Genomic DNA, 14,506 nt, shown 5'->3' with positions numbered 1-14,506 from the left:
ATGGCGCTTATTTATATAATTGAAGATGATGACAGCATAAGGGAAATCGAAGAGCTGGCCCTCATAAATGCGGGGCATAAGGTATTAGGATTTTCATGTGCAAAAGATTTTTATGACAAGATGAATGATGTGATTCCGGATTTATGCTTAGTGGATATTATGCTTCCGGATGAGAGTGGCAATGAAATAGTAAAGAAGCTTAGAAAAAATCCTGAGACAAAGATGCTTCCTGTGATTATGGTTACAGCTAAAACAACAGAGCTTGATTTAGTTAGAGGAATTGAGGATGGTGCTGATGATTATATCAAGAAGCCATTTTCGGTTATGGAACTAATCTCAAGGGTGAAAGCCCTGCTTCGTAGAACTCAGGCTGAGGATATAAAAGAACTTAGGCTGGACGAACTAGTTATAAATAATGAAAAGCATGAGGTTACTATCAGTGAAAATCATGTTGAGCTAACCTATAAGGAGTATGAGTTTTTGTCTTTTCTTGTATTAAACAAAGGAATCGTACTGAACCGTGACACTATCATGGAGCAGGTATGGGGAGCTGATTACGAGGGGGAATCAAGAACTATAGACATGCATGTAAAAACTCTTCGCCAAAAATTAGGGGATTATGGGAGTAGAATCAAGACCGTGAGAAATGTAGGATATGTAATCGAATGAAAATAAGAATAAATATAAGACTGGTTGGAATTGCGATATTAGCAATCATCGCAACAGTTATTGGAATTACAATTATATATTACAATCTCTTTGAGGGTCAGGTGCGATCAGATCTATCTGTCAGTGCGAAACTTCTAAAGGATACCCATTATTTTGAATCAGTAGATATTGATGTAGATCAGATAGATTTATCTACTGATTTAGATGAGCTGCGTGTAACTTGGATTGATAAAGATGGAACTGTTTTATATGACAATGATGCCTCAGCGGAGCTATTGCAAAATCATTTTGATAGACCAGAGATACAGGCGGCTTTTGAACGGGGTGAAGGGGAAGCAGTTAGAAGATCTGACACTATGAATGAGGATACTTTCTATTATGCGTTGCGTTTAGATAATGGAACGGTTCTTCGTGTTGCTACCAATGCACAGAGCATTTGGGCGGTATTCATATCAGCGATACCAATTATTTTATTAATTATTCTCCTTATCATTTCAATTTGCATAGCGATTTCTCATCTGCTTACAAAACAGTTTTTAAAACCAATAGAGATGATGGCGGAAAATTTGGAGAATGCTGATTATGAATCACCGTACAGGGAATTGGATCCTTTGGCAGAAATGCTTCGCACCCAGCATACAGATATTTTATCTGCTGCAAAAGCCAGGCAGGATTTTACGGCTAATGTTTCACACGAGCTGAAGACACCGTTGACCGCTATTTCTGGTTATGCTGAATTGTTAGAGGGAGGAATGGTAGGCGCTGAGAAGCAGAAGCATTTTTATCAGGAAATCAGAAAGAATGCCGACAGATTACTTGCATTGATAAATGATATTTTGAGACTCTCGGATTTGGATAGAAAAGATTCTGAGTTACATTTTACCGAGGTTGACTTATATGAGACTGTCTCAGAATGTATGGAAGTCTTATCAGTTAATGCGAAACAAAGAAACGTGACAATAGAGCTTGAGGGGAAAACGAGTATTGTTTGCGGAAACAAAGATATGCTCAAAGAGTTGGTTGAAAATCTGGGGCAGAATGCAATCAGATACAATAATCCCAATGGCAAGGTGAAGATTTCTGTGGGAACAATTGATGGTCAGGTTGCGCTTACAGTTAAGGACAATGGAATAGGAATACCTGCTTCAGAGCAGCAGCGAATTTTTGAACGATTTTATCGTGTTGATAAAAGCAGATCAAAAGCTACAGGTGGAACAGGGCTTGGTCTTGCGATTGTAAAACACATAGTTGAGATTCATGATGCCAAAATTGAGTTAGATAGTGCACCTGGAGTAGGAACGACTATATCTGTGTTGTTTTAGGATTATTTTTTCTTCTTGCCACGTCCACTTCCTTTAACTGGTTTGCAGAGATCAGAGTAGCGCTGCAAAATGTCGGTAAAGGTCTTAAACTCGTATGGATCCATTTTGGTAAAATTGATTTTGAAAAGTTTGCTGTACATAACCATTTGAGCCTGAGTGGCATTGTCTGCAGTTTTTAATTCCTCAAATGAGTCAAGTATATCGTCAACAGGCGTAGTAGCTTCACCGGTTTCTGCGTCTTTGCCATGGGCATCTCTTATATCTTTTGCAATTTTTACTACGTCATTTCCAAGGAGATTGTTAAAGTAGTTGTCTTCAGATATAGTTGCAGCTTCTAAAGTTTTCATGTAATGGTCTTCATCGGAAATGCCTTTATTTTGAAGCCGAACTCTTGTCTGTTCAATCATTTTGTTGATGTTTCGAAATTGCATTCCTGCAAGATTATCAACATAGATTTCCATGTCTGAAAGAAAATTTTTAAAATCTGGATGCTTAATCATTTCACAAATCAATCTGACATTAAGCTTTCCGCTTTTTAGTAAATCTACAGTTTCATCATCCAATCCAAGTTCGTCTACAGGGAACTGATGCTGTTCTCTGTTTTCAGTAAGTCCAAGAAGATAGTCTGATGTTACTCCATAAAAATCTGCAAGCGTGATGATGGCCTTGTGAGAGATTTCTTTGTAATCATCCGTTTCATAATTTCCAAGTGATGCTCTTGATATTCCGGTCTGCTCTGACAATTCTTGCAGAGACAGACCTTTTTCTATTCTCAAATCTTTTAGTTTTTCCTGAATTGATAATTTACACTTCAATGCTTTATTCCCCCAGTGCTTTTCCTAAAGTCCTTGTATATGTAAATCATAACAGAATGTAAGTTTGCTATAAATGATGAATTCCAATATCGTGGAAAATTTTGAGTAGAGCAGCTATTTCCTACCTCTTGGATATACGGAGTTGGGCTTCTAAATCTTGGATAATTAGTCCATGAACAACGATAACGAGAGGAGGTGAAAAGCAAATGTTGTTAAATCAGGGATACGTTCCATGTAACAAACAGATTCATATCAAGATTCCCGAAAATGAATTACAAATGATTCACGACAGGATGGAGCAGGTAGGAATCAAAAACATGAGCGCCTACATTAGGAAGATGGCAATCGATGGATATTACATTCACATTGATTTCAGTGAGTTATTAGAAATCATCAAACTTCTGAAAATTGACAGCAACAATATCAACCAGATTGCAAAAGTTGCCAATTCATGTGGCACTGTAGATAGCAAAACAATTTCTGATATGAAGGAGAATCATGAACGAGTTTTGAAAAAGGTGGAAAAGACTTTCAACAAATATTTGGACATTTACTGACTTCGCTTTTAGCCCGCTTTGCAGGCGTAGCTTGTCGATGAAAATCGGCAATCAGGGGGATTGGGGCACACTCCCCAACAAGCAAAATCGCATCAGGTGTACACCGATGCACTGCTTGCCAATTTGTGAAAGGCCCAAAAATCTCATTTAAGGAAGGGGATAGCTGTGAAGAATAAAGTGATAGTAAAAGACAAAGATGAATGGAGTTCTCTTGCAAACTTTATCGGAAATATAATAGCAAAATACGCTGATGAAATTGATTTTGATTCATTACCGGATCCTGATGTCTATCTTCAAAAAAGATATATATATGAATCTTATAAGGCGTATATGAAGTTCCGTAATAAGAAAACGAAGTAGAACATTGAAGGATATCATGAGGTGTGGTAAAATAAATTCACTAATATGAATGTTATATAAGTGAATGGCAAGCGAGGCATCACTCATGATTATCAGCGAAAGAATTATAAAGGTTTTGAAAGAACGCAATATGACTCAGGCGGAGTTTGCAAAGCAGGTAGGTATTTCGACCAGTACCATAAGCGAATGGAAAAAGAGAAAGACCAATCCTACTGTAGATAAGATAATGGACATCTGTAATGTTTTGCAAATTACCCCGGAGCAACTTCTTACCGGTAAAGGAATTGAGGATGAAGAGGAAATTGCTGCAGCAAGTCCTGAAAGTAAATTCACTCCAGGCGATGTTCAGATGATTGAAGATTATCATAATCTTAAGGAAGAACAGCAGAAGCGTCTTATGGCTTATATGGAAGCCTTGAAGAAGATAGAGAGTCTTGAGGATATGTAGTTAAAATTATTCGATTAAAAATTTGGACCAGTGGTTTGCGGTCGATTTTTTCGACCACAAAAAACATCTTTGTTTGAATATAGAATACATGAAGTCACAATTTGTGACTTCAAAAAAAGAAAATGCAAAGGAATATAGTGTTTATGAAAAATACAACAGACTTACTCACAGTTGAGTCTATTAGAAACTGTGTATATACGATACGCGGGCAACAGGTGATGCTCGACAGTGATTTAGCTGATATTTATGGATATGAAGTCAAAAGATTAAATGAGCAGGTTAAACGAAATATAAACAGATTTCCGGAAGATTTTATGTTTCAATTGACAAGAGAGGAAGTTGATTTGGTGAAGTCGCAAAATGCGACTTCACGGAATGATTCATTATTTGAAGGGCAGGATGGTGGTAGAAGAAAAATGCCTTATGTTTTTACAGAGCAAGGAATCTATATGTTAGCGACAGTTCTTAGAGGTGAGTTAGCTGAGCAACAAAGCATTTTTATTATGCGAGCTTTTAAGGAAATGCGTCATTATATCCGTCAGAATCAGCAGTTTGTAACTCAGTCCGAAATGAGCATGGTTACTGCTAAGGTTTCAGAGTTATCTGTGCAAATGGCAGGAGCAATTGATCATCAGAAGAAAACGGATAAGGCAATTGAAGATATTCAGAAGAGTATTGATACCCTGAATGAAAATTTTGTTTCGGATAAGGATTTTAAGAATTTTATAATCTATAAAGGTCAGAAGTTTGAAGCTGATGTGGCTTACATAGATATCTATCAGCAGGCAGCAAAATCAATTTATGTTGTTGACGATTATATGAATACAAAATCATTGCAGTTATTATCACAGAAGAATCCAGGCGTGGAAGTAATCCTTTTTACGGAGAATGGGCATGGCAAGAGAGGATTTCTTACGACATCTGTGGTTAATGATTTTATAAACCAGTACCCACCGCTTCGGATTAAACCAAATCCGGATTGTCATGATAGACTTATTGTTCTCGATTATGGATTGCCAACAGAGCAGGCATTCCACTGTGGAGCATCAAGTAAGGATGCAGGACGAAAGCTCTGTGCTATTAACAAGGTAGAATCAGTACAAATGATTTGTCCGGTTATTGATGCTTTGTTAAAACTTCCAGATAAAAGTATCTAAAGGAGATGATATTATTGGGGAAAGAAAAAGCAAAAGTATATCTATATACCCGTGTTTCCACATCAATGCAGATAGATGGATATTCCTTGGATGCACAGAAGTCAAGGATGAAAGCATTCTGTGAGTTTAATGAATATGAGATAGTCGGTGAATATGAAGATGCAGGCAAGTCCGGCAAATCTATTGAAGGGCGTGTTGCCTTCAACAACATGATGGAGGACATCAAATCAGGAAAAGATGATGTCTCTTTTGTTCTTGTATTTAAGCTTTCCAGATTTGGCAGAAATGCGGCTGATGTTCTCAATTCACTTCAGATTATGCAAGACTTTGGAGTGAATCTGATCTGTGTCGAGGACGGTATTGATTCATCAAAAGAAGCAGGAAGACTTATGATTTCTGTACTGTCGGCAGTCGCTGAGATTGAGCGTGAAAACATACGTGTACAGACTATGGAAGGCCGTATGCAAAAGGCTAGAGAAGGTAAGTGGAATGGTGGCTTTGCTCCTTATGGATATGCCTTGGTTGATGGAAAGCTTGAAATAAATGAAGAGGAAGCTGTAGCTATCAGAACCATCTTTGACCAGTACGTAAATACAGATATGGGGTCAAACGGAATCGCAAAATATTTGGAAAATCATGGAATACACAAAATAGCCAGACAAAATGGAAAGAATCCACTTTTTGATGCTTCACTTATCCGACGTATTATTCAGAATCCTGTATATTGCGGCAAAATTGCCTATGGCAGGAGAAGAACAGAAAAGGTTCATGGAACAAGAAATGATTATCGTCAGGTTTATAAGGATGATTATTTGCTTGTAGATGGGCTTCATGAGGCTTTAGTATCAGAAGAAGTATGGGAGCAGGCACAAATCAAAGCCGTGGCACAGGCTAAAAAATATGAAAAAGTAAATTCACCTAAAGGTGAGAAAATACATCTTTTATCAGGTGTATTAAGGTGCCCTGTCTGTGGTGCAGGCATGTATGGGAATAAAAGTATTAAGCATAGAAAAGATGGCACAAAGTACAGTGATTATTTTTACTATGGCTGTAAGCATCGCAATATGACAAGAGGGCATAAATGCGACTATCGAAAGCAGGTTTCAGAGACGAAGTTGGATGGTGCGGTAGTTGAAGTGCTTCGTAAGTTGGTGAGCAATAAGAAATTTGCCGGAATGATGCGTGAGAAAATCAATATGGAAGTTGATACATCAGCACTTGATCAGGAAATATATGCTCAGGAAAAGACGCTACGCCAGAGTTACTTGAATAAAGATGCCATACTTTCAGATTTGGACAACTTGGATTATGAAGATAAGCATTACAAGAGAAGGAAAGCAGATTTAGAGGACCGCCTTAGTAAGACTTATGATAAAATCGAAGAGACAGAAAACGTTTTAGTAGAAGCTAAAGCTAAGAAGAGGTCGATACTTGCTGAAAAGGTTTGTGGAGATAATATCTACAAAGCGCTAATCTTTTTTGACAAAATGTATGAGCCGATGAATGAAGCGGAACGCAGGGAGTTCCTGACACAATTCATTGAAAAAGTTGAGATCTACGAAGAAGAGCAGGCTAACGGTCAGTGGCTTAAGTCCATAGAATTCAAGCTTCCTATCATTTCAAAGGATATGAAGATTAGTTTGGACAATGGTTCGCAAATCGAGACGTGTGCACTTTTGTCCAAATAAGGGGGAAGGTTATGAAAGGCGAATATAAAAACAAAGCCACGAAATACAATTATAGAATATCTTAAAGAAAATGCAGATACTAGGTTTACTGCAAGAGACATATATAGAGCTATAAATAGTGATGGCGATATTCTTGATAGGTCAACTATTTATAGAAATCTTGAGAGGCTTTGGAAGGATGGCCAGCTGGTTAAATACAAGGAGAGCGATATAAATGCTGCCTGTTATCAGTATTCGGAAGGCCATGGCTCTTGTCACGATCATACTCATGCGCAGTGTGTGATATGCGGTAAGATTTTTCACGTGGATAATAAACATTTGAAAAAAGCAGCGGTTAGCATGAAAGCAGAGTATGGAATAGAGATTGATTATAGCAAGACTGTCATCATGTGTAGATGTAGCGATTGCATTAACAAGTAAATTTGAACGTTCGCAGATTTGCGGGCGTTCTTTTTTTGAAAACAATTTGCAACAGTGTTGCAAATCTATTGACGAGTTCTAAAATGTAACCTGTCGTTAATGTGGAAGCACCTGAAGATTTTACAGAAGAATTCTTAGCGGATGCGGCAGAAAAGTATGACCCGGATCGAGTTTTTATTGAATACAATGGTATGTGGAATTTAAAGGCTTTTTTAGATATGACAATGCCTGCAGGTTGGTATGTAACAAATGTTTTTGGCCTAGTTGATGCTAGCACATACGAATTGTATTTGAAAAATATGAGACAAACCATCATGGAACCATTAAAGGAAGCAGATGCTCAGTTTATTGGATTTATCGCACAATATGATGGTGAAATACCAAAAGAAGGAGATTGGGTTCATATAGAGGCGGAGATACAAAAGGGCGAGTTGGATGGGCATCAGTTGATTATTCTGTTGAAGGTTTATCAATTACAAAAAGCAGAAAAGCCGGATAATATTTTTTTATATTTTTAGATAAGGAGATTTGTCATGTCAAAGAAGGAAGTACCTATAGTCGTAATTACTGGATATCTTGGTTCAGGAAAAACTACACTTATGCAGAATATCCTGAAACAGGAACAGCGGAAAATTGCGCTTATTGTAAACGATATGGGAAGCATTAACATAGATGCTTCAATTTTAAATAAAACAGGAAATCAAGTTGCGCAAGTAGAAATGGTAGAAATGCAAAATGGCTGTATTTGTTGTACCCTTCGAGATGAATTTATGGCAGAAATAGAACGACTCGCAGTAGATACTACTATTGAAGCTATTTTTGTGGAGGCGTCAGGACGCAGAAATGATTCCATACGTAAATGGCGAAGTGGATTTGGATGTTCTTCTTAATAGAGAGGACTTTGATTTCGATGAAGTAGAGGCCTATAGTGCTGTGCAAAGAGCGCTGAACAATTGTGAGCATGATGATGAAAAGGCGTGTGTTGATGAGTATGGAATATCATCATTTGTTTTTGAAGAAAAGAGTCCTTTTAATAGAGAAAAGTTCAACCAGCTTGTGGAAGATTATCCAGAACAGCTTATCCGCTCCAAAGGATATATTTGGTTCTCAGATGATTAGAAGCATGTGCAACTGTTTGAGCAGGCAGGCCGTAACGCGTCTATCACAGAAGTAACTGAATGGGTTTCAGCTTGGCCCAAAGAGCAGATTGAACCAGTAATCAATGATTTCCCAGATATTATGGATGATTGGGATGAGACTTATGGAGATAGATGTAACCAAGTAGTCTTTATTGGAAAGGGATATGAAAAAGAAGAAATAGTTCAAAGATTATATAAGTGCATTGAAAGTGCATAAATATTTTGTAAGAAAAAGTATTTTATTATTTTAAGTGATATGGCAAAATTTATTTATTTTATCAAGTGAAATAGTAACTTTTAATAACCAAAAAAGGTTTGTGGCAGAATGTATTGTCATTGTAGGAGGCAAGTATTATACTCCGTGGCGTTGAAAACAATACTCCAGCGCTGGATGTTTTAATCAGAACATCAGGAGGAAAAAAGATGGCAACAACATATAATCCATATGAGAATGTTTTAAAGGTAATGGATGAAGCTGTGGAATTAGGTGGACTATCAACTGATACGTATGAGATGATTAGAAATCCTCAACGTGAACTTAAAGTCTATCTACCAATTAGAATGGATAACGGAGCTATTAAGGTGTTTGAAGGTTATCGAGTTCAGCATTCAAATATTAGAGGCCCATTCAAAGGTGGAATTAGATTTCATCAGAATACAGACCTTAATGAGGTAAAAGCTTTAGCTACATGGATGTCACTAAAATGTGCAGTTGTAAATATTCCATATGGTGGCGCAAAGGGTGGTATTACTGTAGACCCTAATAAGCTTTCAAAGAATGAACTCATGCGACTTACTAGAAGATACACTTTTGCAATTGAATCAATTATTGGCCCAGATAAAGATATTCCGGCGCCTGATGTTAATACTAATGCCCAGACAATGGCATGGGTATTAGATACATATAGCATGTTAAATGGAAAACCTTGCCCAGGTGTATGTACAGGAAAGCCACTGGAATTAGGCGGCTCAAAAGGTAGACCATCAGCAACAGGTCGAGGAGTAGTTATTAGTACAAAACTAATATTGGCTGAACATGAAAAGGTGCTTTCTGGTAGTAGAATTGCGATTCAGGGATTTGGAAATGTAGGCGCGAATACGGCACGAATTGCATACCATAGAGGAGCTGTCATTGTAGCTCTTTCTGATGTATCGGGAGCAATCAGATGTGAGAAGGGGCTAGATGCTGACGCTATATCGAAATTTATAGAAGACGGACATGTTTTGGCTGAATATAATCAGGAAGGCGTTGAACATATTTCAAATCAGGAGCTATTACTTACTGATTGTGATGTTTTAATTCCAGCTGCCCTTGAGAATCAAATTACCTCTGAAAATGCCAAAGAGCTCAAATGTAGATTTATTGTGGAAGCAGCAAACGGCCCTACAACAGCAGAGGCTGATGAAATACTTAAAGAAAGAGGTATTATACTAATTCCAGATATTTTTGCTAACAGTGGTGGTGTTGTGGTTTCTTATTTTGAATGGGTACAGAATATCCAAACACTTACATGGAGTAGAGAGCAGATAAATGAAATGTTAGAGGATATTCTTACAAATGCTTTTTCTGAAATGAAAAAAGTTGTTGATGAAAAGAAATGTTCATGGAGAATGGCTGCGTATATTGTCGCCCTTAGTAGACTTATAAAAGCAAATGAGGTAAAGGGGTTATTCCCATAATAGTTATTGCAATAAAATATATTCTCTTGTACTATTTAGGACGTACAAAGAGGTACTACCGAAGTGTAGTGCCTCTTTTTTTATTTGAAAAATGGAGGTAAAAAATGACTATTCCAAAAAATTATACTGAAGAATTAGATGAGATTGATTTTAAAATAATAGAATTGCTTCAAGAAAATGCAAGAATTTCTGCTAAGGAAATAGCGCAGAATGTTTATCTTTCGTCTACATCAGTAGCAACCCGTATAGATAATCTAATAAAGAAGGGCATAATAACAGGCTTTAACGCTAAAGTGAATCCATTAGCTTTAGGCTTTTACACAAAGGCTTTTATTAGCGTTGAAGTGGAACCAAATCAAAAGAAGGAGTTTTATCCATATATAGATGCTATCGATAATATAGTGCAATGTAATTGTGTGACTGGAGATTTTTCAATGTTACTAGAGGTTATGTTTCATAATACAATCGAACTCGATCAGTTTATTGGAGAACTTCAAAGGTTTGGAAAAACAAAGACTTTGATTGTTTTTTCCACTTCGGTTGAACATAGAGAAAAGTATTGGAAAATGTGACATAACACTTTGTTATGGAAGCGATAAGAAACTGTCCTTTTACTAATGAGAGATGGATGTATATACTAGCACTAACTTAAACGGAGATAACAAATCCGTTAATAAAAAACGTATATGCGTTAGAAAGTGTGAAGGGATGAGTGATATTTTTGAATTTCCACTGAAACAGCATATAGGAAATAAGGCTGCCGCTTGTGTCGTCAAAGGAGACGTAATTCACAGGGGGCAGCTTCTTGCATTACAGGGAGAAAGTCTCGGGTGCAATATTTTTTCAAGCGTTTCAGGAACAGTAGTAAAAGTAACAGAAGAAGCAGTATATGTAGAGGCGGATGATAAACAGTCAAAAGATTACATCCCATTAAAGAGTGAAATAGCGTTGGAACTAATCAAGGAGGCAGGCTTGGTTGGTTTAGGTGGCGCAGGCTTTCCTACATATGCAAAGTTTTCAAAGCCTTTCGAAAGTGGAGGGAATGTAATTATTAATGCAGCAGAATGTGAACCTATTCTCAGTCACAATATTAAAAGGATAGAAGAGAATCCAAAGCAGCTTCTCAGAGGTTTGGAAATAGCTATGAAGATTAGTAATGCTAATCATGGTTACATAGCTATAAAGGATTATCACAGAAAAGCAATTGCGGCGTTGGAAAACGTAAATACGAATCCAAAGATTTCAATCACAACACTTGAGAATGTATATCCAATGGGAGAAGAAAGAGCAGTAATTAGAGAAGTCCTCGGAAAGATATTGCCAGTTACATCATTACCCTTAGAGGCCGATGCCATTGTAATTAATGCAGAAACAGCCTGCAGAATGCAAGAAGCAGTAGAATTAAAGAAACCGCTTATAGATAAAGATATGACAGTGGCAGGAAAGCTTACAGGTTGTGAAAAAGAGAACAAAGTTCACGTAATTCTAGATGTTCCTTTAGGCAAAAGAGTATCGGATGTTTTTGAAATGGTAGGTGGGTTAGCTAAGGAATATGGAGAAATAATAATGGGTGGCCCATTTACAGGAAAGAGAGTCAGTTTGGAGGATCCTATTATTAAAACAACTGGCGGCCTAATTGCCACAGAGTGTTTCATGAAAGGACCAGAAAAGATTGGATTATTAGTATGCGCCTGTGGAGCAAATAAAGAAAGAATGGAGCAGCTGGCGGAATCTCTTGAGTCAGAGGTAGTAGGAGTAGAGTACTGTAAACAGGCAATGGAAGTAAAGGGTACTAGAAAATGTGAAAATCCAGGAAAATGTCCGGGACAAGTTGCAAAGGTGTTAGCTCTAAAAAAAGCAGGAGCGCAGGCTTTAATAATCAGTAACTGCACAGATTGTTCTAACACAGTAATGTCTTGTGCGCCTCAGTTGGGGTTACCTGTTTATCATTGCACAGACCAGGCACTTAGGGCTGTTAATCATAAATTAATTAGAAAAATCAAATAAGGAGGAAGAATATATGTCTATTACAAAAGAAACATTAGAACAGCATTTGAAGGACCCAGCAATCTTTTGCTGTAGAAGAGAAAAAGGACTAGTAATTAGCGCAGCGGATTTAGAGGATCCATCATTGTTTGATGATATGGTTGATGCTGGTTTATTAACACTTAGTCCTGAAGGATTAAGGATTGAGCAGGTGCTAGGAAGTACTTTACTTACAGATGTAGAAGCATTAACACCGATTACAGCAGAGGTTTTAGATAAAGTTAATGATGTAAATTCTTCGTCTGAAAAAGAAAAAGCCCCAGTAGTTAATGAGTCAAAACCAATAGTTACTACAAAGATTGGAGGAGAAGGAATGTTACATATAGAAATAGCTAAGGCGGATCATATTGAAGGCTTGAAATTAGATTTGCCTATTGGCAGTGCTACAACTACAGAGTCTTTTGTACCTGCACCAGGAGCAGCCCCAGCTGGAGAAAAAAAGGTTATCAGAACATTAAAGAAAAAGCATATGAAGATCTCTAAGGTAGAATTAGGGGATAAAACATCAATTGTTGATGGAGTATTAACCATCGATAAAAGTGTTGTAGATAAAGCGGTCCTTGAAGATCCGCTTTGTAAGAGTCTTGCACTTGATATTATCTACCCTGATGAAAGACATCAGTATACAGAAACAATTATGGATGTTTGCCCAATCGCTACAAAGGTGGAAGGCGAACTTGGCGAAGGTGTCACAAAAGTTGCTGATGGTGTTGTATTTATGCTAACAGGTGTTGATGAGGATGGTGTTCAGGTACATGAATTTGGTTCCTCAGAGGGATATCTAGATGAGAAAATGTATTTTGGCCATCCAGGTTGCGCTGATGAAAATGACATTATTATAAGATGTCACGCTGTTATTGAAAGACTTACAGGAATGACTAGACCAGGTCCATTTGCAGCTCATAAGTGCCAGGATTATGTAATTCAAACTATTAGGGATGAACTTAAGAAGTATGAAGGTGAAGTAATTAGAGAAGAGATTTGTGAGGATGTTAGAAGAGAAGGAAATCCTAGAGTAGTTCTCGTAAAGGAAATCATGGGACAGGGAGCTATGCATGATAATGTAATTTGTCCAACAGAGCCTTGCGGTATTTTGGGAGGTCAGAAGAACGTTGATTGTGGAAATGTTCCAATTGTGCTAACTCCAAATCAGGTTCGTGATGGCTCTATTCATGCGCTTACATGCATTGGACCAGCTACAAAAGAAATGACTCGTCATTATATTCGCGAGCCACTTGTAGAGGGACTTGCAGCAGATACAGAACTAGATCTTATCGGTGTAATCTTTATTGGTTCGCCTCAGGTAAATGATGAAAAACTATGGGTTTCTGAAAGATTAGGTTCATTATTAGAATCTCTTGATTGTGATGGATGTATCATCACAACTGAAGGATTTGGAAATAACCACATTGATTTCATCCAGCATATTGGTCAGGCAGGTAAGAGAGGAATACCAGTTGTTGGAGTATCCTTCTGTGCATATCAAGGACAGCTTGTTGTTGGAAATGAATATGCAACAGCAATGGTTGAAGAAAACATGGATAAAGGTGGCTTTGAAAATAATGTAGCAGGTTGCTCATGTGTTACAAAGGAAGTTGCTGCCCGTGCAATTCAGATGTTAAAGAATAAGATGGCAGGTGTTGAAATTAAGCCAGCGCCTAAGAAGTGGAATAATGATGTGATTAATGCTAACAATAAACTTCTTGGACTTCCTGAAACAGTACTTTTAGATAATGGAACATTGCACTAATGCTAGATTACATAATCAATCCAATTAAAATGGGAGGCCTTGTAAAAGAGGTGGATGACAGCCAAATTAAAGTCCATCTGCACGGGAGATTGGGTGTTATAACAGTCCCAAAAGAATTGGTAATTACAATGGAAAAACTAGAACCAGGTCATGAGATGGAATTCTACTTTAGTTACATTAAAGTTGTTGAAAATCCATATGATTATGACAGTTCAGATATGGTTACCGAACATGAGATTTCTCCATGTTTACTTGGAGGAAAGATAACAGAAGTGAATGATACTGCTGCTAAGGTGGAGATAATGAATAATCTTGGCACAGTAGCAGTTCCAAGACGCTGGTATTTTACAGATATCCCACTTAAAGAAGGTTCATATGTTGAGTTCTATTTTAGCTGCATGAATCTAGTTGGAAAAAGAGATATACCAGTAGAATCGATATAAGGAGGAAAATGA

At 37.4% G+C, this 14,506-nt stretch carries 16 protein-coding genes and 1 pseudogene; 16 read left to right on the top strand and 1 reads right to left on the bottom strand.

Going from position 1 to position 14,506, the window contains the following annotated elements; translation table 11 throughout:
• Both BLR54_RS12035 and BLR54_RS12030 read left to right on the top strand, forming a co-directional pair.
• Positions 1–669, top strand: a complete 669-nt coding sequence (locus BLR54_RS12035) for a response regulator transcription factor (RefSeq protein WP_090421424.1) — start codon at positions 1–3, stop codon at positions 667–669.
• The gene (locus BLR54_RS12030; protein ID WP_090421422.1) at positions 666–1,991 is read left to right on the top strand and encodes a sensor histidine kinase; all 1,326 of its coding nucleotides are present in this window, start codon (positions 666–668) and stop codon (positions 1,989–1,991) included. Before BLR54_RS12035 ends, BLR54_RS12030 begins: the two co-directional genes overlap by 4 nt.
• 2 nt (positions 1,992–1,993) lie before the next feature.
• Here BLR54_RS12030 and BLR54_RS12025 read toward each other — a convergent pair whose 3' ends face one another.
• Complete coding sequence (locus BLR54_RS12025; RefSeq protein WP_090421420.1) at positions 1,994–2,806, bottom strand: helix-turn-helix domain-containing protein; 813 nt, start codon at positions 2,804–2,806, stop codon at positions 1,994–1,996.
• A gap of 206 nt (positions 2,807–3,012) precedes the next feature.
• Between BLR54_RS12025 and BLR54_RS12020 the strand changes: the two genes are divergently transcribed.
• The 14 genes and pseudogenes from BLR54_RS12020 (at position 3,013) to BLR54_RS11960 (ending at position 14,494) form a co-directional block, all read left to right on the top strand.
• Entirely contained in the window at positions 3,013–3,363 is a 351-nt protein-coding gene (locus BLR54_RS12020) for a plasmid mobilization protein (protein WP_090421418.1), read from the top strand.
• A gap of 165 nt (positions 3,364–3,528) precedes the next feature.
• On the top strand, positions 3,529–3,723 hold the full coding sequence (locus BLR54_RS12015; protein WP_044931394.1) for a hypothetical protein: 195 nt from the start codon (positions 3,529–3,531) through the stop codon (positions 3,721–3,723).
• A 64-nt stretch (positions 3,724–3,787) separates the two neighbouring features.
• Positions 3,788–4,171, top strand: a complete 384-nt coding sequence (locus BLR54_RS12010) for a helix-turn-helix domain-containing protein (protein WP_242871247.1) — start codon at positions 3,788–3,790, stop codon at positions 4,169–4,171.
• 143 nt (positions 4,172–4,314) lie between these two features.
• On the top strand, positions 4,315–5,328 hold the full coding sequence (locus tag BLR54_RS12005; RefSeq protein WP_090421414.1) for an ORF6N domain-containing protein: 1,014 nt from the start codon (positions 4,315–4,317) through the stop codon (positions 5,326–5,328).
• 14 nt (positions 5,329–5,342) lie between these two features.
• On the top strand, positions 5,343–7,016 hold the full coding sequence (locus BLR54_RS12000; RefSeq protein ID WP_090421412.1) for a recombinase family protein: 1,674 nt from the start codon (positions 5,343–5,345) through the stop codon (positions 7,014–7,016).
• A gap of 24 nt (positions 7,017–7,040) precedes the next feature.
• Complete coding sequence (locus BLR54_RS11995) at positions 7,041–7,436, top strand: Fur family transcriptional regulator (RefSeq protein ID WP_090421410.1); 396 nt, start codon at positions 7,041–7,043, stop codon at positions 7,434–7,436.
• A gap of 101 nt (positions 7,437–7,537) precedes the next feature.
• A complete protein-coding gene (locus tag BLR54_RS11990) occupies positions 7,538–7,954 on the top strand; it encodes a TIGR03943 family putative permease subunit (protein WP_090421408.1) in 417 nt (138 codons plus the stop codon).
• Positions 7,955–7,969: 15 nt separating this feature from the next.
• Positions 7,970–8,326, top strand: coding sequence for a CobW family GTP-binding protein (locus BLR54_RS15120; RefSeq protein WP_242871246.1), 357 nt, complete (start codon positions 7,970–7,972; stop codon positions 8,324–8,326).
• Positions 8,280–8,792, top strand: a pseudogene (locus BLR54_RS15115) (GTP-binding protein). Before BLR54_RS15120 ends, BLR54_RS15115 begins: the two are co-directional and overlap by 47 nt.
• Before the next feature lie 206 nt (positions 8,793–8,998).
• On the top strand, positions 8,999–10,255 hold the full coding sequence (locus BLR54_RS11980; RefSeq protein ID WP_090421406.1) for a Glu/Leu/Phe/Val family dehydrogenase: 1,257 nt from the start codon (positions 8,999–9,001) through the stop codon (positions 10,253–10,255).
• A gap of 104 nt (positions 10,256–10,359) precedes the next feature.
• Positions 10,360–10,827, top strand: coding sequence for an Lrp/AsnC family transcriptional regulator (locus tag BLR54_RS11975; protein WP_090421404.1), 468 nt, complete (start codon positions 10,360–10,362; stop codon positions 10,825–10,827).
• A 136-nt stretch (positions 10,828–10,963) separates the two neighbouring features.
• Entirely contained in the window at positions 10,964–12,262 is a 1,299-nt protein-coding gene (gene prdC / locus BLR54_RS11970) for a proline reductase-associated electron transfer protein PrdC (protein WP_090421402.1), read from the top strand.
• A 13-nt stretch (positions 12,263–12,275) separates the two neighbouring features.
• Positions 12,276–14,051, top strand: coding sequence for a D-proline reductase (dithiol) proprotein PrdA (gene prdA, locus BLR54_RS11965; RefSeq protein WP_090421400.1), 1,776 nt, complete (start codon positions 12,276–12,278; stop codon positions 14,049–14,051).
• Entirely contained in the window at positions 14,051–14,494 is a 444-nt protein-coding gene (locus BLR54_RS11960) for a CBO2463/CBO2479 domain-containing protein (RefSeq protein WP_090421398.1), read from the top strand. The genes prdA and BLR54_RS11960 overlap by 1 nt, the downstream gene beginning before the upstream one ends.
• The last annotated feature ends 12 nt before the right edge of the window (positions 14,495–14,506 follow it).

This window comes from Pseudobutyrivibrio sp. YE44 (assembly GCF_900104335.1).
In the GTDB taxonomy this organism is placed as follows: domain Bacteria; phylum Bacillota; class Clostridia; order Lachnospirales; family Lachnospiraceae; genus Pseudobutyrivibrio.
This window is presented reverse-complemented; position numbering and strand designations above follow the sequence as displayed.